Source organism: Streptomyces sp. CA-250714 (genome assembly GCF_050936705.1).
Classification (GTDB): Bacteria; Actinomycetota; Actinomycetes; order Streptomycetales; family Streptomycetaceae; genus Streptomyces.
Genome location: NZ_JBNJMI010000004.1, coordinates 1 through 23,576 on the forward strand (window position 1 = coordinate 1; position 23,576 = coordinate 23,576).

Annotated in this window: 27 protein-coding genes; 4 read left to right on the plus strand and 23 right to left on the minus strand. The window is 68.2% G+C overall.

What is annotated here, in order from left to right; all coding sequences use genetic code 11:
• The 6 genes from ACQEU8_RS36035 to ACQEU8_RS36060 all read right to left on the minus strand — a co-directional run.
• Nucleotides 1–775: hypothetical protein (locus ACQEU8_RS36035; RefSeq protein WP_433109110.1), on the minus strand; the 775-nt coding region annotated here is incomplete at its 3' end.
• A gap of 4 nt (nt 776–779) precedes the next feature.
• Nucleotides 780–1,388, minus strand: a complete 609-nt coding sequence (locus ACQEU8_RS36040; RefSeq protein ID WP_433109112.1) for a hypothetical protein — start codon at nt 1,386–1,388, stop codon at nt 780–782.
• Entirely contained in the window at nt 1,385–3,937 is a 2,553-nt protein-coding gene (locus tag ACQEU8_RS36045; RefSeq protein WP_433109114.1) for an ATP-binding protein, read from the minus strand. The genes ACQEU8_RS36040 and ACQEU8_RS36045 overlap by 4 nt, the downstream gene beginning before the upstream one ends.
• Nucleotides 3,938–3,952: 15 nt before the next feature.
• Nucleotides 3,953–4,501 carry a hypothetical protein gene (locus ACQEU8_RS36050; RefSeq protein WP_433109116.1) on the minus strand — a complete coding sequence of 183 codons (549 nt, stop codon included), beginning with the start codon at nt 4,499–4,501 and terminating at the stop codon, nt 3,953–3,955.
• Complete coding sequence (locus ACQEU8_RS36055) at nt 4,498–4,743, minus strand: hypothetical protein (RefSeq protein ID WP_433109119.1); 246 nt, start codon at nt 4,741–4,743, stop codon at nt 4,498–4,500. The genes ACQEU8_RS36050 and ACQEU8_RS36055 overlap by 4 nt, the downstream gene beginning before the upstream one ends.
• A gap of 38 nt (nt 4,744–4,781) precedes the next feature.
• The gene (locus tag ACQEU8_RS36060) at nt 4,782–5,891 is read right to left on the minus strand and encodes a conjugal transfer protein (protein WP_433109121.1); all 1,110 of its coding nucleotides are present in this window, start codon (nt 5,889–5,891) and stop codon (nt 4,782–4,784) included.
• A 105-nt stretch (nt 5,892–5,996) separates the two neighbouring features.
• Between ACQEU8_RS36060 and ACQEU8_RS36065 the strand changes: the two genes are divergently transcribed.
• A complete protein-coding gene (locus ACQEU8_RS36065) occupies nt 5,997–6,434 on the plus strand; it encodes a helix-turn-helix domain-containing protein (protein WP_382103377.1) in 438 nt (145 codons plus the stop codon).
• Nucleotides 6,435–6,699: 265 nt separating this feature from the next.
• Here the strand turns inward: ACQEU8_RS36065 and ACQEU8_RS36070 are convergent, their stop codons facing one another.
• The 6 genes from ACQEU8_RS36070 to ACQEU8_RS36095 all read right to left on the minus strand — a co-directional run bounded on the left by ACQEU8_RS36070 (nt 6,700) and on the right by ACQEU8_RS36095 (nt 10,403).
• Nucleotides 6,700–7,548 carry a phosphotransferase gene (locus ACQEU8_RS36070; protein WP_433109123.1) on the minus strand — a complete coding sequence of 283 codons (849 nt, stop codon included), beginning with the start codon at nt 7,546–7,548 and terminating at the stop codon, nt 6,700–6,702.
• Between the two features lie 114 nt (nt 7,549–7,662).
• Nucleotides 7,663–7,968, minus strand: coding sequence for a hypothetical protein (locus ACQEU8_RS36075; protein WP_433109125.1), 306 nt, complete (start codon nt 7,966–7,968; stop codon nt 7,663–7,665).
• A 109-nt stretch (nt 7,969–8,077) separates the two neighbouring features.
• Nucleotides 8,078–8,755 (minus strand): hypothetical protein, encoded by a 678-nt coding sequence (locus tag ACQEU8_RS36080; RefSeq protein WP_433109127.1) that lies wholly within the window; start codon nt 8,753–8,755, stop codon nt 8,078–8,080.
• A gap of 46 nt (nt 8,756–8,801) precedes the next feature.
• Complete coding sequence (locus tag ACQEU8_RS36085) at nt 8,802–9,197, minus strand: DUF6415 family natural product biosynthesis protein (RefSeq protein ID WP_433109129.1); 396 nt, start codon at nt 9,195–9,197, stop codon at nt 8,802–8,804.
• A gap of 229 nt (nt 9,198–9,426) precedes the next feature.
• A complete protein-coding gene (locus tag ACQEU8_RS36090; protein ID WP_433109131.1) occupies nt 9,427–9,894 on the minus strand; it encodes an ATP-binding protein in 468 nt (155 codons plus the stop codon).
• Between the two features lie 23 nt (nt 9,895–9,917).
• Nucleotides 9,918–10,403 carry a hypothetical protein gene (locus tag ACQEU8_RS36095; RefSeq protein WP_433109133.1) on the minus strand — a complete coding sequence of 162 codons (486 nt, stop codon included), beginning with the start codon at nt 10,401–10,403 and terminating at the stop codon, nt 9,918–9,920.
• A 556-nt stretch (nt 10,404–10,959) separates the two neighbouring features.
• Between ACQEU8_RS36095 and ACQEU8_RS36100 the strand changes: the two genes are divergently transcribed.
• Together ACQEU8_RS36100 and ACQEU8_RS36105 are read left to right on the plus strand one after the other, a co-directional pair.
• Nucleotides 10,960–11,844: a helix-turn-helix domain-containing protein gene (locus tag ACQEU8_RS36100; RefSeq protein ID WP_433109135.1), complete on the plus strand. Its 885-nt coding sequence runs from the start codon at nt 10,960–10,962 to the stop codon at nt 11,842–11,844.
• A gap of 5 nt (nt 11,845–11,849) precedes the next feature.
• Nucleotides 11,850–12,071, plus strand: coding sequence for a DUF397 domain-containing protein (locus tag ACQEU8_RS36105; protein WP_433109137.1), 222 nt, complete (start codon nt 11,850–11,852; stop codon nt 12,069–12,071).
• Between the two features lie 451 nt (nt 12,072–12,522).
• On the opposite strand, the gene ACQEU8_RS36110 is transcribed toward ACQEU8_RS36105, so the two are convergent.
• From ACQEU8_RS36110 to ACQEU8_RS36140, 7 genes are all read right to left on the minus strand, one after another.
• A complete protein-coding gene (locus tag ACQEU8_RS36110; RefSeq protein WP_433109139.1) occupies nt 12,523–13,692 on the minus strand; it encodes a hypothetical protein in 1,170 nt (389 codons plus the stop codon).
• Entirely contained in the window at nt 13,692–14,105 is a 414-nt protein-coding gene (locus ACQEU8_RS36115; RefSeq protein ID WP_382106168.1) for a hypothetical protein, read from the minus strand. Before ACQEU8_RS36115 ends, ACQEU8_RS36110 begins: the two co-directional genes overlap by 1 nt.
• A 21-nt stretch (nt 14,106–14,126) precedes the next feature.
• Nucleotides 14,127–15,242 carry a hypothetical protein gene (locus ACQEU8_RS36120; protein ID WP_433109142.1) on the minus strand — a complete coding sequence of 372 codons (1,116 nt, stop codon included), beginning with the start codon at nt 15,240–15,242 and terminating at the stop codon, nt 14,127–14,129.
• A complete protein-coding gene (locus ACQEU8_RS36125) occupies nt 15,239–15,466 on the minus strand; it encodes a hypothetical protein (RefSeq protein ID WP_433109144.1) in 228 nt (75 codons plus the stop codon). Before ACQEU8_RS36125 ends, ACQEU8_RS36120 begins: the two co-directional genes overlap by 4 nt.
• Nucleotides 15,467–15,528: 62 nt before the next feature.
• The gene (locus ACQEU8_RS36130) at nt 15,529–15,675 is read right to left on the minus strand and encodes a hypothetical protein (protein ID WP_433109146.1); all 147 of its coding nucleotides are present in this window, start codon (nt 15,673–15,675) and stop codon (nt 15,529–15,531) included.
• A 9-nt stretch (nt 15,676–15,684) separates the two neighbouring features.
• Nucleotides 15,685–15,843 (minus strand): hypothetical protein, encoded by a 159-nt coding sequence (locus tag ACQEU8_RS36135; protein WP_433109148.1) that lies wholly within the window; start codon nt 15,841–15,843, stop codon nt 15,685–15,687.
• A gap of 58 nt (nt 15,844–15,901) precedes the next feature.
• Complete coding sequence (locus ACQEU8_RS36140) at nt 15,902–16,066, minus strand: hypothetical protein (RefSeq protein ID WP_433109150.1); 165 nt, start codon at nt 16,064–16,066, stop codon at nt 15,902–15,904.
• Nucleotides 16,067–16,341: 275 nt separating this feature from the next.
• Here ACQEU8_RS36140 and ACQEU8_RS36145 point away from each other — a divergent pair, with 275 nt between their 5' ends.
• On the plus strand, nt 16,342–17,145 hold the full coding sequence (locus ACQEU8_RS36145; protein ID WP_433109152.1) for a GntR family transcriptional regulator: 804 nt from the start codon (nt 16,342–16,344) through the stop codon (nt 17,143–17,145).
• A 302-nt stretch (nt 17,146–17,447) separates the two neighbouring features.
• On the opposite strand, the gene ACQEU8_RS36150 is transcribed toward ACQEU8_RS36145, so the two are convergent.
• The 4 genes from ACQEU8_RS36150 to ACQEU8_RS36165 form a co-directional block, all read right to left on the minus strand.
• Nucleotides 17,448–19,604 (minus strand): hypothetical protein, encoded by a 2,157-nt coding sequence (locus tag ACQEU8_RS36150; RefSeq protein ID WP_433109154.1) that lies wholly within the window; start codon nt 19,602–19,604, stop codon nt 17,448–17,450.
• Nucleotides 19,605–19,950: 346 nt separating this feature from the next.
• The gene (locus ACQEU8_RS36155; protein ID WP_433109156.1) at nt 19,951–20,763 is read right to left on the minus strand and encodes a hypothetical protein; all 813 of its coding nucleotides are present in this window, start codon (nt 20,761–20,763) and stop codon (nt 19,951–19,953) included.
• 131 nt (nt 20,764–20,894) lie between these two features.
• Entirely contained in the window at nt 20,895–21,965 is a 1,071-nt protein-coding gene (locus ACQEU8_RS36160; protein WP_433109158.1) for a ParA family protein, read from the minus strand.
• Nucleotides 21,966–22,874: 909 nt separating this feature from the next.
• Nucleotides 22,875–23,573, minus strand: coding sequence for a hypothetical protein (locus ACQEU8_RS36165; protein ID WP_433109160.1), 699 nt, complete (start codon nt 23,571–23,573; stop codon nt 22,875–22,877).
• Between the last annotated feature and the right edge of the window lie 3 nt (nt 23,574–23,576).

Consider the following 23,576-nt stretch of genomic DNA (forward strand, 5'->3'; position numbering starts at 1 on the left):
AAACCGCGTCGGAGGACTTCCGCAGCATGTTGTCGCGCTCGTTGTCGCCGTACGTGGTCTTGTGGCCGAGGTCGATGGGCTCCTTGGTGCCGTCCCCCAGGCCGGCGCTGGTGGCGTTCATGGCCACGCTGGAGCCGACGTTGCGGACGGAGTCGATGCCGTTGACCCACGTCTGAGGCGAGGTCAGCAGGGAGATCGAAAAGATCGTGGACACCGCCACCCAGCCCAGCTGTGACAGGCTCGATCCGCTGGCCTTGCGGTGGTTGGCCCACGCGACCAGCGCGCCGATCACCATCGCGGACGGCAGCAGCGTCTCGGTGAGCGTCTTGGCGGCGCCGCCCACCGAAGAGGTGATGGCGCTCTCCAGCGGCGGGATCGTGGTGACGTTGAAGATCCACTGCACGATGGTGACCGCGGCGGAGCCGACTACCGCGGTGAGCCCCATGCAGATGATCGCCGGGATCTCCAGCATCGGGTCCATGACGTCCCACATGCCGTAGTCGTCGGTGACCGTGTAGAGCAGCGGGTTGCCGTACTCCTCGTAGAGGGTGCCCTGCCCCTTGGTGTAGGGAATTGACACCGAAGGGAGCAGGTCGCCAACGCCGACCGGGGTGTAGTCCTTCGCCCACGCCGACTGCGCGGTCACGAGCAGCGTGACGTAGACACCGAGGATCGGGATCAGGATGTTCCGCTTGCGGGGCAGGCGGAAGTTCTGCAGTCGGATCAGCAGCTTCAGCACGCTGAACCGGTAGGTCTTGCGTTCAAGGCTGGTCACGGCGTCATCCCCTCGTCAGCGCGTCACGGACCGGATCGCCGTGGGCCTCGTCCGACTCGGCGATGTCCTCGGCCTGGTCGACCAGCCATGCGTCTCCCTGCTGCACGACACGGAGGGCCCTGCGCGTGGTGGTGGTGGAGTCGGGCCAGGTGACGGTGTACTCGACCAGCACACCCATGCCAGCCGGGTGGTCACCGATCGCCGGAACGTCCTCTGGTGCGCTGGCCTTGACCTTTCCCGTCTTCGCACGGTCGGGTCCGCTGGCGCTCGGCGTCGACTTTCCGGGGACGATGGAACCGTCAGCTCGTCGCAGCGGCGGGAACTCGTCGCTTTCGGTCGGCGTCGGCTCCGGGCTCTTGGTCTCCGGCTGGTTGTTGGCGACGCACTCCTTGACGGAGCCGTGCCGGTATCGCTCGGTGCGGAGTCCACACGCCGTGGCCCAGTCTTGATCGTTGACGGCGGTCTGGTACTTCTGGGCGACCAGCACGACGGCCTTGGTGGCGTCGGCGGTACTGCCTCCGCTGGTCTTTCCCTTCTCGCCTTCGTCCTTCGATGAGCACCCGGCGACGAGTACAGCGGCCGCCACGGCGGCGGCGGTCACGGCGCGCTTCATACCCCTACCCCCTGCGGTTCCTTGGTCAGGTTGGTCTCACCGGCGCCGCCGGTGTCGACCTTCGGCGTCGTGCTCAGCAGCTCCAGCAGCTCCACGGACGGCACATCGAACTGGACGGTGGCGGACTGGAACCGCCGGTCGCGCATGATCGCGTGGCCGTGCCGGATCTCTTGGTCGTAATCCACGCCGATGGCCTGGATCAGGGCTCGCGTGTGGGCTCCCACCGGCAGGTCGAGCAGGGCGGCAAGCGCGTCCTGCTGCTCGGCGCTGGTGAGCTGGAAACCGAACATGGTGGTGATCTGCTCGATCAGGCCGGTCAGCTTCGCCAGCGACTCCGGGTCCTGGGTGTCGATGACGAGAGCCGTCTGCAACGCCCTGCCGACCCTTGCGATGTACTGGAGGAAGGAACTTCCCTCGCGGGTCGCGGTCAGGACGTGCACCTCGGGGACGGCGATCACCTTGCGCAGGCCACGCAGGTCCTTGCGGCCGGCCATCGAGATACCGAAAGCCAACATCGAGTGGACCAGGGCCACGCTGAGCCTCTGGTGCACGGACCAGTCCTCGCGGTCGTCGTCCGGGCCGGGGAGCGAGATCCCGGGGATCTGCACCACCCAGATGCCAGGCTCGGGCCGCATGAACGCGCTGCCGGACGGCTTGCCCATGAACGGGGCGCCGAGTCCCGTCTGCGCGAGCTCGTACAGGGCCTCGCCCGTCTCCTTGGCCAGGTCGTCGGTGGAGTGCCGCAGGTGCTCGATGACCTTCCACACCTGGGGGTCACCGGCGGCGATCACCTCGTTGACGGCCGACTGGATCGGCGTCTCGGCACCGCGCATCCGCAGGTGCTGAGGCAAGGCGATGCCCAGCTGTGCGGGGACCTCGGTCTGGGCCCGCTCGGCGCTCTCGCCGGTCAGCAGGGTGAAGAGGTCCGCGACACCGGCGAACTGGCTTCCCGTCTCGACCAGGTGCGCGTTCAGGCCGTAACGACGGCCGGCGGCGACCAGACCGCCCATGTCGCCCTTGAAGTCGAGCGCCAAGACGAAGCTGCCGCGGAATGCCGAGTCCAGCAGGGACATCATCATCGCGGTCGTCTTGCCTCGTCCCGACCTGCCGATGAAGGCCGTAGTGGTCGCGTCGCCCCGCTGGCTGCCGCCGGTCAGGTCGTTGCGGACCAGGCCCGGGGTCGAGCCGGTGAGGTAGCCGATCACTGGACCGGTGTCGTCTCCGACGCTGGCGCCGCCCCAGAACCACGATCCGGCGAAGGCACCGACGGTACGGATGTGGTTGAGGTCGGGGACACGGACCTTGTCACCGGGCAGCGTCTCCAGCCAGAGTTCCTTCTGCTCCTCGCTGGCGACGGACACCTCGATGCCGAGTCCGCCGTAGTGGGTGACCACGGCGTCGATCTTCGACCGCAGGTCGTCCAGGGATACGTCGCTGGAGACGACCAGCCGGGGATGGTCCTCCATCAGGGTGACGTCCTCGCGCTTCATGTCTCGCGCGAGCTGGGTCATGGTCTCTTCGGTCTCGATGATGTCGGCCGCGGGTGTCTGTGCGGAGTGCTGGGCCGCTGAATCTCCCTGTTCCTTAGCCAGGCGCCGGGTTTCCTCGGTGATCTTCAGTGCGTCGCGGCGGTGCAGCACCTTGAAGCGGACGCTGGGCTCCGGGTTGACGGGGAGAATCTGGACGTCGGGGTCGACGCCCTCCTCGTCGTACTCGGGGACGTACGTGATCTCGCTGACGGTCCGCAGCCACTCCCCCGGGCCGGGGCTCTCCATCTCTTCCGGAAAGCTGTCCATCGTCAGGACGCTGGTCCAGGACGCGACTTCCCCGTGCGCGTCGATCACGCGTACGTGGTCCGGGTAGGGGACAACGCGGCCGCGGGTGAGCGCGGCCAGCTTCGCGCCGGTGATCACCCCTGCGGAGTTGGGGCTGGGCAGGGCGGTGACCCGGTGCTGTTCGCGGGCGATCATCCACGCCAGGACCTCGACCGGCGCGGGCTTGGCCTTCCACGGTGTGGTCTCCAGCTGTCGGCCGAGCCGTCGCGCGAGTGCGTCGAGTCGGGCCAGTTCACGCTGGGGGATGCCCGTCGACTTGATGCCGAGGGCGTCCTGCAGACCGCTTCGGCCGCGGGCCTGGGCCTGGCCGGATCGCTCCTGGATACGGACTCCCAGCAGCAACTGGCGGCTGGACAGGGCGAGATCGTTCAGCCGCTCGACCCGCACGTCCGCCCACGACTGGAAGTCGCCAGCGGTGAATAGTTCCTCTGCCTCGACGCGGTAGTCCTCCGCGTTGAGGGGGCTCCACAAGATCCGCAGGTGGCACTCGTGCCCGGCGAGGATGCGCGCGAGTGCACTGGACGCCTGGTCGTGCTCGGTGTCCCGCGCGCTCTCGGGCATCAGGTCGGTGTTGCTGCTGGACAGGACGTACCACGCTTCCGCGTGAGTCTCCGTCACCAGGACTCCGTCCGCCAGAGCCACGTAGCGCGGCGGCGGCGCCGACCGGTCGCCCGCGACTCCGAGGAAGCGCCCTACTGCCTTCGCGATCTTCATCCCCGTACCCCTCTGTTACTTCCTGCCGCTGGCACGCTTACGGGCGCGGTAGACCACGTCCGGCCCGTACAACCGGGTCTTGGTGTCGAACGGAACGCTGCGGCCGGCGGTCGGCCGGGGTGCGTCCTTGCCCAAGGCCTTCTCGAAGACCCCCATTCCGGGGAGCTCGACAAACGCCTCGGCTCGTTCACCGAGGCGAGCCCGCATCGGCATCCATTCGTGGCGTTCCGCCGCACGGCGGCCGCCGTTGATGACGGGGCGGTGCCCCACCGTCAGGTAGCGCACCCACAGCGCCCACTGGGTGAGGTTCCACCTGCGTTCGTTGGACCGGCTGCGCTGGGCACCGTAGAAGGTGATCACCGCCGGAGGCGCGAAATACAACGTGAACGTCAGCTGGCTGGGCAGCCCGAAGACGGCCAGCAGGGTGCCGGTCCACACGGCGTAGATCGCGGCGCCCGTGACGAGCATCCGGCGGGACGGGCCTTCACCCAGGTCCATGCCGAGGATCTCGTGCTGGCGCGTTTCAAGATCGAAATGCCGGGTGTAGGTGTGTCCGACCCTCACGCGCCTGCGACCTTGTTCCAGATTTCCACGAACATCGTCTTGGTGGTGTCGGTGGCGAACACGAAGCCCGCCACCACGACGCCCGCGATGATGTGGCCGATGAGGTCGCCCCACTCGCGCTTGGCGTAGTGGCCGATTGCCCGGACTACCAGGACGATCAGGAAGATGTTTCCGGCGATCAGGAAGACCCACGTCTTCAGGTCTGCGCCGCTGGTCAACGCAAGGTTGACGCCGTTGGACATGCCTCGTATCCCCTCGTTCGGTTCGTGCGGGCGGAGAGTCAGGACGCTCCGCCGTGGACCTCGGCCACCTGCCAGCGTTCGGCGGCGGCCGAAGCCACCCGGGTCAACTCGACCCGGTAGGTCTGCTCCAGCTCCGCGCCGCCGATCTGCCAGCGGACGACGGCGGTACCGGTGCGGTCGTCCCCCTTGCCCTTGTCGACGTTCCAGCTCTGAACGTCCAGCAGCGTCATCCCGGCAGGCAGCGGCGGAACGGTCGCGCCCGGAGCGGTCACGGTGTCGGACTCGCCCTTGGCGTACTCGGTGAAGAAGGTCTCCACGGTGCTCTGGGTGTGAGCGGACAGCTCAACGTCACTGTCGACCGTGTTCTGGTCGGTGACGGAAGGGCCGGAGGTGGGGACGCCCACGATGCCGGGCTGGCCGGTGACGACGATGCGGCCGGAGGTGTAGAGGACGGGCACCTCCAGCCCGACCCACTTCTGCTCGGCCGGCGGGGTCTTCTTGCCCTTGCCGGTCTCGCCCGGGGTGCTGACCAACGCGTCCACGTGCACCCGCGCTCGCTTGTCGCCGAGCTCGTCCACCCTGCCCGGCTGGACGATCAGTACGGACTGCTGCCCCTTCGCGTTCCAACCTGCGGAGGTGTCCATGCCCTTGGGCATGTCCCGCGCCAAAGCCTTGGTTCGCTCCTCCGGCTTCGCCTCGTCCCAGGTCAGGTAGGAGTACGCGAAGCGGGTGGCGACCGCCTGGGCGTCCTGCACGGGATACGTCGGGCCCTGCTGGACCTTCGGGGGCGGAGCGGGCGCGGGCTCGTTGGGCCAGAACCATGACCTGACGCCGGTGATCGCGGCCAGGGCGACCACCGCCCACAGCGCGATCCGGCCCGCAGTGACGAGAGCCCTCGTGCCACTCTTCTCCTCGTGGATGGCCCAGGGGGTCACCGGAGTTCGTGTTTGCTTGGGTTCGGTCGCAACCTGCGGCTTGCTGTGGCCGTTGCGCTCAGCCTGCACACGCTTGCCTGCCGCCACCCACTGCTGCGCGCCCACTGGCGAAGCGGTCCGCTGCGGGGAGGGTTCCGGTTGGGGGGGCGGGGTGTCCTTGCGAGGCTCCGGCAGGTTGAGGATCTTCCACACAACCGACTTGAACGCACTCATCCCCTGATGACCTTCCCCGCGATAGGCCCGAATGTTTCTGGACAGTACGCCGTTGACTACTGATCGTCAAAAAATTTCGTATCGGGGCGGGTAGAGTGCGGCGCCATGCGCACGGGGGCAGACGGATGGCGTCTGCGGGGATGGCTTGTCGCGGAGTTGCGGCAGGCCCGTGGAATCCCCCAACAGGTATTGGCAAAAGAGGTGGGGTGCTCTCGCAGCACAGTCGCGATGTGGGAGGCGAAGAACCAGCGACCAGGTCCACGGTACCTTCCCCGGCTGGCCAGGCGTCTCGACGTCTCCCCCCTTGACCTTGTCGAACTCATAGATGCCGAGTGGACGTTGAGGGTGCTGCGACGGCTCCTGGGCTTCACCCAGACCCAAGTCGCGCAGGCCCTGAAGGTCGCTGTCAGCACCTATTGCGATGTCGAGCGGGGGCGGCAGGCTCTCCCTGACAGATGGGTTCCGGTACTGCAAGTGCTTTTCAATACCGACGAACACACCGTCAGGAACAGTGCCCCATACAAGAAGACGAAGAAGAGATAGACCTTTGTCGACAAACCCACAGAATGCATGGCGACGAAAGCGCGAGTCCGATTAGCTCGGTCTACCGTATTTTGAACACAGATGCGGCTTTCGGGCAGTCACGCAGATTCGATTCCGCTTCTGTGGACCGCGTACCCGGGATGCCGTAGGGCATCCTCGCCAGTCCCGCCGTGACCAGGACAAGGGCACATGACAACAGCACAGCTAAGCCCCGGAGTAACGGCGCTTGCCGCATTCCGGGGCTTTGCTGTCGTGCAGCCGTGAGCTACTGGGGGTTGATCTGGCGGAGCCACTGCCCCAGCTGCTCGGCGGTGGGCCGGTCGGCCGAGGGCCGGGTGAGCGCGTACTGCAGGACCTCTTCGAGCGCGGGCCAGTGCGTGATGCGGCCGTGCGGGACACGGTTGCGAAGCAGCAGCCGCCGGAGCTCGGTCGGCGTGAACCTCGCGGGGTCGACACCCATAGCGGCGTAGTCGCGGTGCCAGGTCCCGGTCGCCGCCCACCACAGGCCGGCCGCGAGGGCGTACACCTCATCCGACGGGTCGGTGGTCACCGGCCGGACCCGCGACTCCACGCGGTGCATCAGCTCTGGTGACATCAGGTGCAGCAGTCCGCCGAGGTAGCCGTGCGACGGCGGCAGGCTTGGACTCGATGCCCATGCACAGTCGATGAGCCGAACCGCTGCCGCCGTGTGCACGGTGTGGTGCGGCTGAAGGTCACCGTGCACCCACCCGGCCGCGTGCAGAGCACTCACAGCCAGGCACGTGTCCACCGCGGCGGCGAGGGCCGAGGCCCGGCCGTCTTCGCGCCGCTGTCGTACGCCCTCGAACCGGTTCCACGTGGAGGCGCCTTCGAGCCACGGCGTGATGAGCCATGCGGAACCGGCGCCACGGCCCGCCTTCGCCCGTCCGCCGTACGACAGGCCGGGCACCAGGGAGTGCGTCTGTTGAAGTACGGCTGCCTCGCGTGCGACGGCGGCGGCGTCTTCGCCGGTGCCGATCTTCAAGGCCCACAGTCCGCGCGGACCGGACACGCGCCAGACGGCCGCGCGTGAAGCCACCTGTTCCCACTGCGCGGGCTCACCCGCCAGCGCCTCCGCGTCTGCCCGGCCGATCATCGGCGGTCCCTGCGCGACACGTTGCCCCGGCAGGTTGACGGAGTCCGTCCCCTCAGTGTCCAACACGGAAAAGCCCTCTCTCTACGGTCACGCGGTGATCGGGGTCAGGTCGTCTCAGAGCAGATTCAGAGCGGCTACGAGCGCGGTCACGGCCCACATGACGCCCAGGTAGGTGCACAGGCAGCGGACCAGCACCGGATGATCACGGCGCATGTGCCTCAGTGCGGCGAATCCCGTCCTGCCGTGCGACTGCGCCCGGAAGCCGAAGAACGAGACGGAGACCGCCGAGACCTGCACCGCGCGGTCCTCGCCCTGGCCCCGTTCCTGCTCCAGAAGCATGTCCATGAGGGTGCGCGGCTCGAAGTCCTGGCGCGGGGGGCGCTTCGCGCGGATGCGACGCAGGTACGGGAAGTCAGGCATGGCGGTTCGCTCTCTCGGTGGTCCGGATGGGTAGGGCGGCAGACGCGGTGGCCCGCCGGCGTTGACCGCCCGACGGCCCGGGCGCGAGGCATCGGGTCGCCGGGCGGGGCTAGGCCGCGACGCTCGGCGTCGCGAGGTCGGCCAGGTTCACAGGGGTACAGCCGTGCAGAGTCACGACGTCGCGGGCGGCGAGAGTCCACCGGAGCGTGGGGTCTTCGAACGCGACGTCGGTGAGGCCGTTCTTGTTCCTGGTCGGGATCGGCCGAAGAGTCCGCGGGTCGTAGACGATCCCGGCAACCCCCCAGGGCTCTGCCCGCTCCACCAGGGCGGCGGTGTGTCCCTTGACCAGGTGCGGGCAAGCCTCAGCGGCCTCGACGGCGCACGGCAGGCATACGGGAGGTGTGTCGGTCCTCTCGCCGTCGCGGATCGGTCGCCCGTCGACCGCGCGCCCGATGAACAAGTGCTTCCCGCCCCACTGGCGGAACTCATCGTTGAACGTGGAGGCGGCACAGACCATGCACAGCATGTGCGACATGGCCTGTCGCTGACGCAGAGGGTGGATGTCGGCCAGGCGGGGTTTACCCCTCCCCCGCAGGGCCGGCCACCGTACCCAGAGGTTGCCGTCCCTCCGGTCCGCGCTGCTGACCTCGTCGGCGTAGCCGATGCCTTCCACGCCATCCGGCCCCACCCGCTTGATCACCTTGTATGGGAGCGGCTTCTCCTCGCTCCACGGTGCGATGAATGGGACGTGGAGGCCCTTCCAATGGAACTGCTGGCGGGCCGTCACGTCGCTGTCCTCTCACGGGTCTGGGGTGGTGTCATCCGTCGGCGGTTCATGCGACCTGCTTGATCGTTCGCGTCGCCGTGAGCCGTTCCAGGAGGTCGTTGGCCACGGCGCCCTGCCTACGCAGGTGAGCGATCTGGCCGCGGTGGTCCTCCGGCAGCTCCACGGCCTGCAACTCGACGGCGCGGGCGGTCAGCCTCAGCACTTCGGGGTCCTTTACCTCCGCCACCGTGGCGATGGTGGCCAGCCGCTCCAGGTCACCGCGCAGACGCTCATGGATGTCCTTGACCTCGGCCGCTGCGGGCGGCTGGGGGTCGAGCGCGTCACCGATGTCGTCCAGCACCTGAGAAAGCGTGCGCATCTTCCGCAGGGCCGCGGCCAGCCGGATCAGCGTCTCGACGTCCGCCTGGCCCTCTCTGGCGGGCACGGTGAGGGTTGGGTGCATCAGAAGCTCCCTATCTCGTAGACGTGCCGCCCCCGGCCCGGGATACGGGGGGGTTGCCCTGCCGGGGGCGGCACGAGGGGCGCCGGTAAGGCGCCCGGGGTCCGCACCGGACGGCGCACTCGCCAGTCCGGTGCGGTGGCTGTGGTGGGGCACGAGTGGCCGGCCCGAGCCCCGGTCAGGCTCTCCGTCTCATGCAGTCGCGGTTCGCGAGCGGGTCGCGGCATATCGGTCATTGGTCACTGTCCGTCGCCCGGATCGCGGCCCAGACCCTGAGGCCGGGCCCGGCTTCGGACGCGCCCCACCGGCTGGCGAGCCTGCGCACAAGGTCGAGCCCGCGGCCGTTCTCGTCCCACAGGTCTCCGGTCTCCTCCGAGATCGCCTGGAGCGACCTGGCGGGCCGGGGGCCGCTATCGCAGACGGCCACCTCGACTTCACCGTCACGTCGCAGCAGTTCGAGCTGGATAAGAGGCGAAGTGGTGTGCTGCACCGCGTTGGTCGTGATCTCGGAGGCGAGCAGGACGGCCGTGTCCACGGTGTCCTCCGGCATCCGCCAGGAACACAGGGCCTCGCGCACGTGAAGACGGGCGCGTGCCGGGGCCTGGATGTCGCCGTCGAAGGCGTACTGGTGCGGCTCGGCCTGGCCGGCGCTCGACTCGGCGGCGCCGGTGGGGCAGACTTCGCGCGCCGGTGTCCTCACCGGGCGATTCGACACGTCACGCGTCACAGCACACCTCCGTCCACGGGAGCCGACGCGGCACGGCGGCGGTATCCGGGCAACGCGAGCCGAACGGCCGTCCGCAGCTCGGCGGCGGTCAGCAAGTCGCTCTCCACGTTGGGACGGTGGAGCCACCAGGTCGGGCAGTCACACGGCCCGAACTCCGGGTGGGGAATGGTCAACCAAGACTCGCGGGGGAGGGTCCAGATGTCCTCTGCCCAGACTCCGCCCTGGTCCGGCTCGATGAAGAGGTAGAGACGGCGGTTCCAGCGGTCGGCCAGCGCCGGGGGGCAGCAGCCCCTGAGCGTTCCGCACGCTCCGAGTACGTCGAGTCCGAGGGTGTATGGCATCGCCACGGCGTCCCACGCCCGGCCTGCCGGAAGTTGCCCAGTCCACTTTGGGGACTCGGTCCACTCGACGGCCAGCCGGTCAGGGCTGGGGTGGGCGGCAAGGAACCAGACCATGTTGGTGTCCGCCAGGGCCGCTGTCACGACGCGCCCCCGGCGGCCTTCAAACACCCGTCGTGGGCTCGGACGTCCCACCAGAGGGTGTCGCCGCCCGGGCTGATCGTGCACGCGCGGCCGGCGGAACGCAGTTCCCCGTCCGGCATCTGGCAACACAGGCAGGAAGCACCCTGAAGCACGCGTAAGACCTGAGTGCTCACGGGGATCTCGAACTGCCGCTGTACTCCTTCTGCGGCATTCGTCGCACCACTTCGGTCGGCGCTCTGTGGAGTCACTTCGCTGGGCATCCGGGTTCCTCCCGGTCCGGTCGGTACGACGCGGCCCACCCCATCCAAGATCACGGGCTGTTGTCAGGTGGGCGCGCTCTGTGCTGACTCGGTACAGGATGCCAGCAGATTCGCTACGGTGGGAACCACTCTCGCAGAATTCTGCGGAATCAGTTTCTGTTCGAACTGACGCACAGAGGGGGGAAACTGACTGGTGTTCGGGAAGTGGCAGAATTTTTCGCGGAGCCGCAGAAGATTCCTTGCCGTGGCAGAACAAGCACCGACACACTGGCCCTGGCACGACGAAGGGACGCTGGATGATTGAGGACGTAGGGTCGGCGGCACCGGCCCTCTGCCGTCTTCAGCTCGCTGTCGAACTCCGCAGCCTGCGAGAGGGATCAGGGCTGACCGCCTCAGAGGTGGCCAGGCGCCTTGTTGTGAGCCCGTCGAAGGTCAACCGGCTGGAGGCCGGCGAGAACGGGGTCGTAGAACCGGCCGATGTGATGGCCCTGTGCGACATCTACGGAGCCGAACCCGAGCAGCGAGCGACGCTGATCGGCTACGCAACCGTCACCAAGACGAAGAAGGACTGGTGGCAGGAACGCGAGTACGCGCCGGTCATCCCGCCCGGCTTCAAGGCGTACCTCGGCCAGGAAGCCACCGCATCCGCGCTCCACAACTACGAATCGGAGTACGTCCCCGGCCTGTTGCAGACCGAGGCGTACGTCCGCGCCCTGCACCGCCGAGCGCACGAGGGCCTGGGCAAGGACGAGATCGACCGCCTGGTGGCCGTTCGTATGACGCGACAGGAGGTCCTTCACCGGGAGGCGTCGCCGCTCAGGCTCATCGCCATCATCAACGAGTCGGTCCTGCGGCGCCGTGTCGGCAGCGCTGAGGTGATGCGCGAGCAACTGCAGCACATCGCGGAACTCGCGTCATCCCTCTCCAACGTCCGCGTACAGGTCGTTCCGTTTGAGTCCGGAGCACACCCCGGCATGAACGGAGCGTTCACCATCTTGCAGTTCCGGGAGAAGGACCCCTTCCCTCCGATCGTCTACCTGGAAAACCTGTCCGACGCGTGGGTCGTTCGGAAGCGGGCCGACGTCGACCGGTACGAGGAGACGTTCACGGACCTGCAAGCGTTCGCTCCAGGGCACACAGAGTCCTTGAGCATGATCAAGAAAGCGATCGAGGAGTTCTGATTCCTATGACCAGGGACGACGCCCAGAGCCCCCAGTGGTTCACGTCCAGCTACAGCAACGACCAAGGGGGTCAGTGCGTCGAAGCGGCTCGCATGGGCAACGGGACGGCGATGTGGGTGCGTGACTCCAAGAACCCGAGGGGAGCCGTGTTCGAGTTCGGTGACGGGCCCTGGATGAGCTTCCTCCAGGCCGTGGTGGACGGTGACATCGAGCAGCGGGACGCCTAAAACTCACCCAGCGAATGACGCGGCCCGAATCGGCCCGGCAGACACGCGTCTGCCGGGCCGATTCCGTTTGCAGCATGACCCGGTCAGCTCATGAGCGGGAGGTCGCACGAGCGAGCCAGGACCGTGAGGACGGCCAGCGCGACCAGACCGTACAGAACCTGACGGCCCGTGATCGGCTGACCACCCGTCTCCTCGGGCCCGTCCTCACCGTCAGGGACGCCCCCAAAGTGAGCCTGATGGCGGTGGGCCTCGCGTGCAGCCGCTTCCCCCTCCGGGCCGATCGGGAAGCGGGTTCGACAGGCGCCGCACCTCCAGTACGCCACGGGGACGTCCTCCTCTCACAGGCCACCCACGGGGCGGCTGCTGAATACGCGAGTCGAGCCTAGAACCTGCTCCGGAGAGCAAGTAGCCCGCCTACCGAAACGGTAGACGGGCGGTAGGTGGCGGGTAGTTATTGCAGGTCAGAGGGCTGACCTACCGGAAGTAGGCGGACCAGGTTCGAGCCCTGGGCCGGCAGGGGAGTGAAGGTCTGGGGAAGGTCTGCGGAGTGCACACCGGGCCGGTTACGCGTGGCCCCGTCCTTGTCCGATGCGGGGGCCTTCACGCCATCCCGGACGGGGATCTGGTGGGCCGCCAGGAGGGCCCTCACCCGGCCGATTTCGGACCGCACGTCACCCCCCTCGGGCACGCTTTCCAGGGCCAGTTCACGGAGGTGCACAGCGGTGCCGTTCCCCCGCGTTCTGATGCTCTCGCGTACCCACGCGTAGACCCTGATTCGCTCCGCTGCAGCGGCCTCTTCGGGGGACGGTTCCGCCACTTCCCCACCGGACGGATCGGGTTCCGCTTCCCCACTCCCCTGATCCTGTTCGTGATCTTCAAGGGGTTCCGACTCCGCGACTCCCCCGTCCGCACTCTCTTCGCGATCTTCCTCTTCGTGATCTTCGTGAGCCCCGGCGGCCGCTCCCACAACCCAGGCGATCACCACGAAGATGATCACCAATCCGCTCGCCCCTCGGATCAGGTCCAGCGGGTGGTCGATCACCCAGTTCCCCACTCCCGCCGCCAGCTTCCCCACGGCCGGGACCGCCGTGTTGACCAGGAACATGCCGCCCATGCCGGTGAGCACCGCACCGCCGATCACGAGGTCACCGGTGCTGGTCCCGGACTTCGCGGGCGCCTTCTTACCCCCCGTCGACTTCTTCGCCGGAGACTTCCCGCCGCGCCGCTTCGGCTTCGCGGAGCGCTCGGCGTCGCCACCGGCCGCCGCCTTCGGGGCCGACTTCACGCCCTTCCCCCTCCGCACCCGGCCGATGACCAGCACCCAGCCTCGGCGTGTCAGGGTCCAGGTCGCGCGGAGGATGATCACCGACCCCGCCCGTACGGCGACCAGGCCGGCGCGGTCGAACGCGTGATACGCAGACAGGTCCGGGCGGGTGACGGCACGGCCGGGCGCCCGGGGGGCGTCCGCCTGGCTCTCCAGGGACTCGATGATCTGGCCCCACCACGCCCGAGGGCGTGACGGCTGCTCCGCCGCCACGCCCTCGTCGTCCACCAGCTCGACGTCGTCCGCCACGCCCTTGCCCTCGTCGCCCGGGTCGGGCTTGACCAGGTCCACAGCCATCAGGCGACCACCGTTCCGGTCAGGTTGCTGATCAGGCCCGTGAGCGTGTCGAAGATGCCACCGGCCGCCGTGAACATGCTGGGCAGCATCAAGGCGAACAAGCCGTTGCGGAACTTCGACGGCTTCAGGCCGTAGATCAGGATGCACATCAGGAGGGCGACCGCACCGGCGCCGAAGTTGCCTGCGGACCCGAAGCTGGTCTGGATCGCCTGGGACAGGCCGCCGCTCATGTCCGCGACGAAGCTGAAAGTCTCCCCGCCCTGGGCATAGAGCTGGCCGGTGATGAACGCGGCCACGATCACGCCCTCGTGGGACAACTTGATCTTCCACTGGCCCCGCGCGCCGACGATCAGGAACGCGGTCATCACGACGGCGCCGCCGGTGAAACCGATCGCTCCGAAAATCTGGCCCATGTCTGTGATCTGCTCTCTCGGTTAGTTCGTGCCGTACAGGAGAAATGCGACGGTGGCCGTGGCGGCGGGAACGTGGGCGGCCCAGACCACGCCCTTCCAGGGCCACTTGTCGCCGTAGTGGCCGATCCAGCCACGGACCATGCGGTAAGCGGTCTGGAGCCCCAGCGCGACGCCGCCGCCGACGACCCAGGCGGGCTGGGCCATCTGCAGGACCGTGATCAGACCCAGCGAAGAGACGAAGATGACGCCGCCCAGCTTCGTCCGCGCGGCCAGGCCCACGAGCCCGCAGTACAGGGCGCAACCAGCCACGGGAGTGGCGTACTGGTCGGCGTGGGCCATCAGGCCCGTGACCCAGTCGTCCAGGTGCAGACCCCAGCCCGCGGCGTACGCGGTGCCGGCGAAGACGACCTGGCGGCCTCGGGGGTTGTTGATCAGGCCGCCGCCACTCGTGGTGCCAGCGATGACCGGACCGGCGTTCCTGACCGCGGCCGCGAACCGACCGCCCGTCGTCGCGTCCGGTGCCGGGGCCTCGTCGGTGTCCGCCTCGTCGCCGTCGTCGCCACGGGAGGACTTGCCCTTCCTCCGCCAGAAGGCCTTCTTCGGCTCGGGCGCCTCGTCCTGGTCGTCGCCGTCCTCCTCGGCGTCGGCCTCGTCGGCGTCGTCCTCTTCGACTACCGGCTGGGCCGGGGCGGCGGGGGCGTACTTCGGGGCGGACGGCGCGGCCGCCTGAGCTGGAACGTTGCCGGTGAAGGTGTCCTGGTCTGCGGCGTCGTCCTTGTAGACGTCGTTCCACCAGTCCTTCGCCGGTGCGGTCGGGGCGGGTGCCTCGACCGGGGCGGGTGCCTCGACCGGGGCGGGTGCCTCGACCGGGGCGGGTGCCTCGACCGGGGCGGGTGCGGGCGCGACGGCGGCCGGCGACGTGTCGGCGTCGGCGTCCGGGCCGACCACGTCCAGGTCCAGGTCGACGTCGGGCATGGTCGCCGCAGCATCGGGCTCCGGGTCCCGCTCGGTGGCCGGTGCCGGAATCGTCGGCGCGGTCGACGTCGCCAGGACGTCGTCCAGGTCCGCGAGGAAGTCGCTCACGTCGCGGACGCCTGCCTCGGAGACCTGCGTCTCCGAGTCGGTGTTCGTCGTCATCGGGCCAGCCACCCCCATCGGCGGACAGCGGCGGTCATCAGCCGCCGGATACGGATTTCGTCGGGGTCAAGTCGTCGCAGTGCCTCGTCCGGGACGGCCGGTGTGCCGACCCGCTCGAATCCGGGCGGGAGGTCCAGGGCAAGCGGCGAGAGACCGTGCTGCTGGACGCTGCGGGGGCCGGGCACGTGCTGGTCCCCGGAACGCGCATCACAGCGCGAACTCATGGTTGTCAGTGAGCCGTTCGGGTCGCCCGGGTGCGGTGCGCGCGTCGCGCGCCGGTTCACCGTCACAACTGGCTCCAGATGATGAGGACCACCAGCGCGGAGCCGATGGTCATGGTGTCCTTCGCGATGCGGACGGCCCGGGTCTGCGGCCGACTGAGGTGAGTCGCCGCCAGCACGATCAGCACGCCGCCGAGCAGGAGGTGGGGCACGGGAGTCCTTCAGGAGTGCGCAACACCGAGGGCGACGGCGAACGCCGCGACCAGGGCGGTGCTGCAGGCGAGGGCCTGCCGTCCGTGGGGCCGGACGCCGAGAGCGACGGCTGCCCCTGCGGCGGAGGCCGGGAACATGAGGGTGAGGACCAGTTGCAGCGCGTACATGGCGCCCTTCCCGCCGGGGCGGCCGGAGCCCGTCCGGCCGCCCGCGGCTCGCGGCCGGCTACTGGGGGCTGGTCTGCTCACCCTGGGGGGTGCCGGGGACCGGCTTCGCGGGCTCGGGGAACCAGCCGCCACGGCTGGACTGGTACGTCGGGCCGCTCGCCCGCTGCTCGGGCGTCAGCTTCTGTCGCAGCTCGGCCTGGGAGATCGACTTGCGAAATGCCATGATGGAGGTCCGTTCCGTGATTCGGGATGGGACCGGGGCGGCCGTCTGCTGTGGAAGGTGGGAGGCCGCCCCGGAGCTTGTCCGGCCCCGGCTGCGCTCGCGCGTCAGTACGGGGCCTTTGTCGTGCAACGGAGCGCCGCAGCAAGCGCGTTGGCGTCCTGCGGCACAACACCAGTAAACGCCAACCTCCACGGGAGGTCAATCGAGTTCCACGGGAGATTTAGAAATCTCCACGGGAGATTGAGTGAGCTGCTGCGGAGCCTTACCCTCAGCTCATGACAAAGCACCCGTCCGCCACCGTGGAGTTCCGTCGCGTCGCTCAGCGGCTGCGCGACGCCGTGACGGGCGGCACGTACGAACCCGGCTCGCGGCTCCCGGCCGCCGCCGATCTGGCCGAGCACCTTGGGTGCACGCGCTCCGCTGTCGAGCGGGCCGTCCGGGTGGCGGCCGCCGAGGGCCTGGTGACCACCCGGAAGGGGTCCGGGGCCTATGTCTCCCGCTTGCTGAAGCGGATCACCCGGCAGACCACCGGCCTGCTCCGAGCGGGCGGCGACGGCGAAGCGGACGGCTTCGGCGAAGCGCTGGAAGCGGAACTGCGGGCGCTCGGCCTCGTCGCCCGCCACTTCCCCGATGTCCGCACCGAGCGGGCCCCGCAGGACCTGGCCGCGCTGCTCGGCCTGAAGCGGAGCGGGCAGAACGTCCTCGTCCGCGACACCAGGACCTTCGCCGTGGCGGCCGGCGCCGCGCCGACCGATCCGGGCACTCCCGTCCAGCTCGCCGTTACGTATCTGCCGCTCGACATCGCGCGCCATACCGCCCTGGAGGACCCGGACCCCGGCCCCCGGGGTGTGAGGGGCCTCCTTGCCGACCTCGGGCACCGGCCCACGGACTTCTCCGAGACCATCGACGTCCGCCCGCCCCGCGAGGACGAAGCGGCCGCCCTGGAGATCGACCCGGACAACCGAGTCATCCAGCTGACCCGGACCGCGGCCACTGCCGACCGTGCCGTGGAGGTCACCGTCAGCGTGCTTCCCGCACACCTGTGGTCGCTCTCCTACCGGTGGACGACCGCCTCCTGACGCCCCTCTCCCCGACCGGTCCGGCCGGCGCGTCGAGCTACCAGGTAGGCCGGTAGATTCGCAGGTCAGAGGCCACCTACCGGCCAACTACCTACCGCCTACCAGCGGCTGCCGCCACCCAATCCGGAGACCGCTGAGAGGACGCGGAGCGCCCTCCCAGAGAGGCCCTGGCGGGTCCGGGCCGGACGGGGCTCGCACGGCCTCAGCGGGGCCTCCAGGCACCTTCCAGCCCGCTGCGGCAGGCAGCAGAACGGGGGCTGGCCGGACCTCTTCCAGGTCCGGCCAGCCCCCGCTTGCATGCGTCAGATCCCCACCAGCGTCTTACCCTTCGGGTCGAGCTGGTCCAGGTCCGCGATCGGACGGCCGAAGGTGTCCAGCAGCTTGCCCTTCTTCGCGTCTTTCGCCGCCTTGGCAGGGGCGTCCGCCTTCTTCGCCGCCTCGGCCTGCTGCGCGGCCTCCCACCGCTCCATCGCTTCCTGCATGTAGGTGCGAGCCGTCCCCTGCGAGGTGAGCCCCAGTTCCGCCTGCACCTGGTACGCAACATCTGTGCGGGTGCGCGGGGTCACTGCCGGACCGAGCAGACGCGGTTCGCCCTGCTCGCACAGCTCATGCACCCGCTCGATGAAGCGCTGCTTCAGCGATCCCTTGTTCAGCGGTGCCAGCGGCTTCGTCGCCTCCCTCGGCTTCGGCGTCCGCGGCTGCTCCGTCGACTGCTCGGCGGGCGCGGACTGCTTCGTCTCCGCCTGCTTCGCTTCGAGCTCGGCCCGCAACCGCTCCGCCTTCTCCCGCTCGGCGGTCACCGCCCGCTTCGCCTCGGCCCGCTCCGCTTCCAGTCGCTCGGCTGCTTCGCGCTCGGCCCGCTCGACCGCTTCGCGCTTCGCCTGCTCTGCTTCCGCGCGAAGCTGCTCAGCCTGCTCGCGAAGCTGACGTGCCGCTTCGGTGCGAAGCTGCTCCAGCTCCCCGCTCCACCGTTCCCGCTCCATGCGGACCTGCTCGGCGCTCTGCTGCTTGAAGCGCTCCGCCTGCTCCTGGAGCTGCCGCTTCGCCTCGTCACGAAGCTGTTCGACCTGCTCGCTCCACCGCTTCGCCTCACGCTCGGCCCGCTGCTCGGTGCTCTCCCGCTCCGCTCGACGGTCCGCGGCTTCACGCGCCGCGCTCTGCTCGACGGCTTCGCGGATCAGCCGGACCTGCTCGGCCGCTTCACGCTTGGCAGCTTCACGCTCCGTCTGCGCTGCCTCGACCTGCTCGCGAAGCTGCCGGACCATCTCCTCGAAGCGCTCGCGCTCCGTCTCCCGCTCCGCGTTGAGCCGCGTACGCTCCTCCCGCTCCGCTTCCAGAGCGGCAACAGCCGCGTCCCGCTCCTGCTGGGCCTTCCGCTCCGCGGCCCGCAGTTCGTCCTGCACCTCGGCCTTCTGCTCCTCCAACTTCTGCTTGACCTTCTGCTGCAGCGCGGGCAGCGAGACGACGGTGTCCACCACGCTGTCGACGTCGCCATAGTTGAGCCGTCCCAGCTGTCCCGCCTGCATGTGCCCCATCGTCCGTCGCACGACCGCGAGAGCCTGCTCCACGTCGACCGGGGCGTCCGCGCGGTCCAGCGCGACCGCCGCGTCAGCGGTCAGCCGGTCGACCTTGCGGTCCGCCAGCGACTTCCTCCAGCCGAACCGGAATTGGCGGTCGGCTCGCGTCTGGGCTCGGGCCAGGTCGATCACCGCGCGGGCCGCACGCTGGGCCAGCAGCCGGCGAGAGGTCTCGCTGGTCGTGGAAGCGGCGTCCAGACCCAGCCACGCAAACAGGGCGATCCAGGTCCGGCGCCACAGCAGAACGACCAGCCGGAGGGGTCCGGGCCGGACGCCGTCCTCCTCCTCGGCCTTGGCCAGCTCGGCGATCCGCAGGTCCAGCCCGTGTTCCAGCAGCTTGACCGACACCACGGGGACACCGGCCAGGGCCACCTTCGCCCACAGACCGCCGCCCTCGGGAGCGTGCGCCCAGTTCGCGGCGGCCGAGAGACCCACCAGGCCCCACGCCATCCGCCGGGACCGGATCATGCCCTCGGTCCACCGCGGGACCTCCTGGGCGGCCAGGGCCCGGGCCAGGCCCAGCATGAGGCCGATCTCAGCACCGTCGAAGATCGCGATGAAGAAGATCCGCAGCACCATGGGCAGTCCGGCGGTGTCCTCGGCGAACCCATACAGGCCATACATGCTGACCGTCATGCCGCAGATGCCGACGATGGTCCGCCAGCGGTCGTCAATCATCGCCATGACGCGGGCCCGGGCCTCGCTGTCATCATCCCGGCGGGCCTTTTCAACCGCCCGCGTCACCGCCCGGCCCGCCAGTCGCAGGGCCAGGACCAGCAACGCCAGGCTCGCCACGCCAGCGGCCACCCCACCGAGCGCCACCGTCCACGGCGGCACCCCCAGGGACTCGGCCACGGCGTGGACACGGGGAAGCACGTTCACGCCTGCACCTCCGAAGCCTGAACAGCGGAAGGTGCACGTCCACCCGCCCACGGGGGGATACTGAAGTACGACATCAGAGCCTCATCTCTCTGGTGTGAGCCCCCGGGATGCCCGCCTCCACAAGCTGAGGCACCCCGGGGGTTCGTGTTTATGTCGCAAGCACATCCCTTGCGACACCCTTAATTATGCCTTATTCAGGGATCTTTGTCAAGCCCTTCCTCAAGGCCCCCTACGGCGAGTTGGGGCAGCCTGCTCTGTAGGGGCCACCCCAACTCGTATTCGTCCTCACGATGCCCGACGAGCCTAGTCGTCGCGATCGAACGCACACCCGACCTGCTGATTCCCGTCAGTTGACGCGCTCCAGTCGGACCGGGATGTCGAAATAGGCGCCTAGCGCGATCCGCGCCAAGACGGACTGTTTGAGATTGTGCTTCTTCGCCACGGCCTGAAGCGTCGGCATCCACTTCATCGACACGGAATACTGCAGTCGCGAGTTGGCCGGTTCAACCTTCTTCGGCCGGCCTGGGCCACGCTCTATGATCTCCAGCCCCGGGAAGAGACCACCCTCGTGAACGGGCCCGCGGGCTTCGGCGATGAGTTCGGGCAGCCGGTCCGCGCACTGTGCCACCGCGGTCAGAATGATGACCTCTGCCGACTTGCCGGTCTGCTGCATGTCCTTGACCTTGACCGCGATGGAACTCGGCACGTAGGTCTGGAGAGTGACCTTGCCGGTTGCCGATCCTTGGTACTCGGATTCGTCGTAGTCCGTAGCAGCATCGGCCTCCGCCTCAGCACGAGCGGCTTCCTCCGCCTCCCGCTTCTCCTGGGCCTCCGCCTCAGCACGAGCGGCTTCCTCCGCCTCCCGCTTCTCCTGGGCCTCCGCCTCAGCACGAGCGGCTTCCTCCGCCTCCCGCTTCTCCTGGGCCTCCGCCTCAGCACGAGCGGCTTCCTCCGCCTCCCGCTTCTCCTGGGCCTCCGCCTCAGCACGAGCGGCTTCCTCCGCCTCCCGCTTCTCCTGGGCCTCCGCCTCAGCACGAGCGGCTTCCTCCGCCTCCCGCTTCTCCTGGGCCTCCGCCTCAGCACGAGCGGCTTCCTCCGCCTCCCGCTTCTCCTGGGCGGACTGATCGCTCGTGCCGTTGCCGACGAATGCGGCTGGCACAGGCGCCCCAGGCGGCGAAGGGACCGCGGACGGACTGCCAGCCGCAGCAACGCGAGACCCGCGTCGACGTCCCAGGCCACCCACTTCAGGTTTTGGCGGTGCCACCGGGCCGCTCGGCTTGTACGTCTCTGTCATGCGGCCAGAGCCTCCTCCCGCTCGACCTGGGTCACCCGCTCAACGATCTCGACGACCAGGTCCTCGTAGTCACGGCCGACCTCTTCAGCGCGTTCCGTGGGGAGCACCGTTCCACTTTCCCCGCGCTTTTTCTGCCACCACTTGATGCCGTCGGAGGCTTCGGCGATCTCGTACGAGAGCTGGCCCCTGTCCCTGCAGTTCACCGCGACACCTTCCGCGGCCCGAATGACCGCCTGAAAAACGGGGGCGTCCGAGCCGGCCTCGGTCAACAGTGCCTGGATTCGCTCGCGGGCCTGGACCCACATACCGACCGGCCTCTTCTCCTTGGTCTTCCTGTCGGTGTAGTAACGGTGCACGAAGCCGAAGAGGACCGCGCCCAGCAGCTCCAAGTCCGGGTTGAGGTGAGCGGTCTCCTCGAAGCGGTGCGACACGCCACCAAGGCCATCGATTGATGAGCTGTCGCCAGTGGAGACCGGGGCCAGCACCCATCTTGCGGCGCACAGGGCCAGCAGCTGAGCCTCCTTGGTAACCGGCGGGCAGTCGATCACGATCCAGCTGTACTCGCGGGACAGTTTGGCGAGCATCACGGCGAGGCTGAGATTGGCCGCCTGACCGTGCCTGCTCTGCATGGTCACCATCTGGAACGGGATCTGTTCCAGCTGTCTGCCGCTCGGCACCACGTCAAGGTGGGGGCGCACGTCACGGATGATCTTGGGCAGGTCGCCGAACTGAAGGGCGATGGCCAGGGATTTGCCGTCGTCGTTCAGTGGGTGTCCCTTGACACCCAGGTCGTGCAGCGTGTTGCCCTGGGCATCGACTTCGAGAAGCAGAACGCGTCCGGCGGGCTGTCCCTCCGCGGCCTTGGCTGCCTCCCCCTCAGCGAGCAGGCCGGCCGTGTGGGACGCGATGCTCGTCTTGCCCTGCCCACCCTTGCCGTTGAATACCGCGACGCAACGCGTCAGGAAGGGACGAAGCGACTCCACGAACTGGTTCAGCACCTGCGGCGGAGTCGAGGGCGTGAACGGCTCCAGCGAGAAGTCAGGAAGCGCGAGTTCATCCACGGTCATCAGTGCGGGTTCCCCTCCGAACGATCGACGGGCGCTGTGTGGCGCTCGATGGCGGACTCCGCCTTGAGCCAACGAGCAGTCCGCGGCCCTGGCGTAGAGACGGGACCGCAGCCTACCCGAGGGGCTGCCTGCCGAGTGGGTCCCCCGCTACGGCCGAGGCCGGTTCCGTTGGTTGTCGGTGTGGTGTTCCGCTTAGGGGAGCTGCTGTTCCACTCTGTGCATGAATCGTGGATGGTTCTAGAGAAAGAGCAACCTATTGATCTGTTGGCTGTTCAATAGTGGGTTCTTAAGGCGGTCTCGGGCAGGAGACCACCAATCGGGCAGGTCGTAGTTCCTTCACCAGCCTCAGGGCAAGACTTGCGCAAAGCCCTAAACACATCCCCTACCTCAGAACTACCGCTCAACTTGCCTATAGCAATATGGATCAACCTAGCTATAGGTCTGAGGCGAGGTCGATACTTCGTTCTGTGGATAGGCCCTTGATTGAGTCTACCCATAGACCTATGAACGAGACTGTTGAGGATCTGCCGAGAAGGGTTGCCTAACCACTGGTGGCACGACTAGTCAGGAGGCTGCACGAGAGACTTTAGACCCACTGGATAGGAGACTAGGGCAGAGACTTATACAGGTCTGTGACCTGCACAGATGGACCATCTGTGCAACACTGCAGAGCTGATGAACTGGACGGATACGAGGTAGATTCTGTTCTGGTTCACTCATCGAATGGACTTCTGACGAGTCCTCAAATTCTCCATATTTAGCCCGACGCAAGGGCATAGATGACGCGACGGCAGGTCTCTCCTGCCGCCATGTCGCCAACATTCCTTGTGTGTATCTGAACTAAAATGGCCGCGCCTTACGCACGCATCGGAGTATTTGTTAGCACGCCGGTGAATGCGATTCCGTCACTCAACGCAGCACGATGGGGACGACACCCGCAACCATGTGACCCATTTTGATAGCCCTCCCGTAGGCCACCAGCGGGGGAGTCACGGAGTGCAAGACAGAGTGTTCAAGACGTCCCATCATGAGGGTGACTTCACCTGTCTCCTCGGCGAGCATCCGCCAGGCAGGCGGGACGTACATGTCGCCGTCCTCCAGGTGGACTCGTGCGTTGGACCGGACGTGCACGCTCGTGCCCGGCCCGATGACCGCCTGCCATCCGGCACTTCGGGGTGCGGGCTTGCCGAGCGAGGGGACGTGATGGAGCCCTTCCGCTACCAGGTGACGGACCACAGGGTCATACGGTGGCTCGTCTCCTTCCTCGACCGTGACCTCCTCCTCGTAGGCGAGCAACAGCGCTGGTCTGGTCCCGTGCGGGGACGGTAGCCCCAGCACCCGGGGGATCAGATCGACCGCGCCGGCGAGAACCAGGTCTCCAGGGCCGTACTCCCGGACCTGGGAGTCCGCACAGCGATGGTGTGCGACCCCCAGGTGGGAGAGACCGGGACTCCGTCGCAGAACAACGACGGCAGGCTCCTGCCTGGCATCGCCAGCGGTGCCGCACTCGACGCACTCGAACTCGGTGATGCGACTCTGGAACTCCGCGGCCTTCTGCAGCCCAACCTGGTCAATGACGTCGGAGGCGATGGTGACGCTGGTGGTCAAGTG

Coding starts and splice junctions, on each gene's coding strand:
- ACQEU8_RS36105 (WP_433109137.1), top strand. CDS start 11,850: ATGACCAGGGACGACGCCCAGAGCCCCCAGTGGTTCACGTCCAGCTAC.
- ACQEU8_RS36040 (WP_433109112.1), bottom strand. CDS start 1,388: ATGAAGCGCGCCGTGACCGCCGCCGCCGTGGCGGCCGCTGTACTCGTC.
- ACQEU8_RS36060 (WP_433109121.1), bottom strand. CDS start 5,891: ATGAGTGCGTTCAAGTCGGTTGTGTGGAAGATCCTCAACCTGCCGGAG.
- ACQEU8_RS36085 (WP_433109129.1), bottom strand. CDS start 9,197: ATGCACCCAACCCTCACCGTGCCCGCCAGAGAGGGCCAGGCGGACGTC.
- ACQEU8_RS36110 (WP_433109139.1), bottom strand. CDS start 13,692: ATGGCTGTGGACCTGGTCAAGCCCGACCCGGGCGACGAGGGCAAGGGC.
- ACQEU8_RS36055 (WP_433109119.1), bottom strand. CDS start 4,743: ATGTCCAACGGCGTCAACCTTGCGTTGACCAGCGGCGCAGACCTGAAG.
- ACQEU8_RS36145 (WP_433109152.1), top strand. CDS start 16,342: ATGACAAAGCACCCGTCCGCCACCGTGGAGTTCCGTCGCGTCGCTCAG.
- ACQEU8_RS36070 (WP_433109123.1), bottom strand. CDS start 7,548: ATGATCGGCCGGGCAGACGCGGAGGCGCTGGCGGGTGAGCCCGCGCAG.
- ACQEU8_RS36065 (WP_382103377.1), top strand. CDS start 5,997: ATGCGCACGGGGGCAGACGGATGGCGTCTGCGGGGATGGCTTGTCGCG.
- ACQEU8_RS36115 (WP_382106168.1), bottom strand. CDS start 14,105: ATGGGCCAGATTTTCGGAGCGATCGGTTTCACCGGCGGCGCCGTCGTG.
- ACQEU8_RS36100 (WP_433109135.1), top strand. CDS start 10,960: ATGATTGAGGACGTAGGGTCGGCGGCACCGGCCCTCTGCCGTCTTCAG.
- ACQEU8_RS36125 (WP_433109144.1), bottom strand. CDS start 15,466: ATGAGTTCGCGCTGTGATGCGCGTTCCGGGGACCAGCACGTGCCCGGC.
- ACQEU8_RS36045 (WP_433109114.1), bottom strand. CDS start 3,937: ATGAAGATCGCGAAGGCAGTAGGGCGCTTCCTCGGAGTCGCGGGCGAC.
- ACQEU8_RS36160 (WP_433109158.1), bottom strand. CDS start 21,965: ATGACCGTGGATGAACTCGCGCTTCCTGACTTCTCGCTGGAGCCGTTC.
- ACQEU8_RS36120 (WP_433109142.1), bottom strand. CDS start 15,242: ATGACGACGAACACCGACTCGGAGACGCAGGTCTCCGAGGCAGGCGTC.
- ACQEU8_RS36140 (WP_433109150.1), bottom strand. CDS start 16,066: ATGGCATTTCGCAAGTCGATCTCCCAGGCCGAGCTGCGACAGAAGCTG.
- ACQEU8_RS36075 (WP_433109125.1), bottom strand. CDS start 7,968: ATGCCTGACTTCCCGTACCTGCGTCGCATCCGCGCGAAGCGCCCCCCG.
- ACQEU8_RS36135 (WP_433109148.1), bottom strand. CDS start 15,843: ATGTACGCGCTGCAACTGGTCCTCACCCTCATGTTCCCGGCCTCCGCC.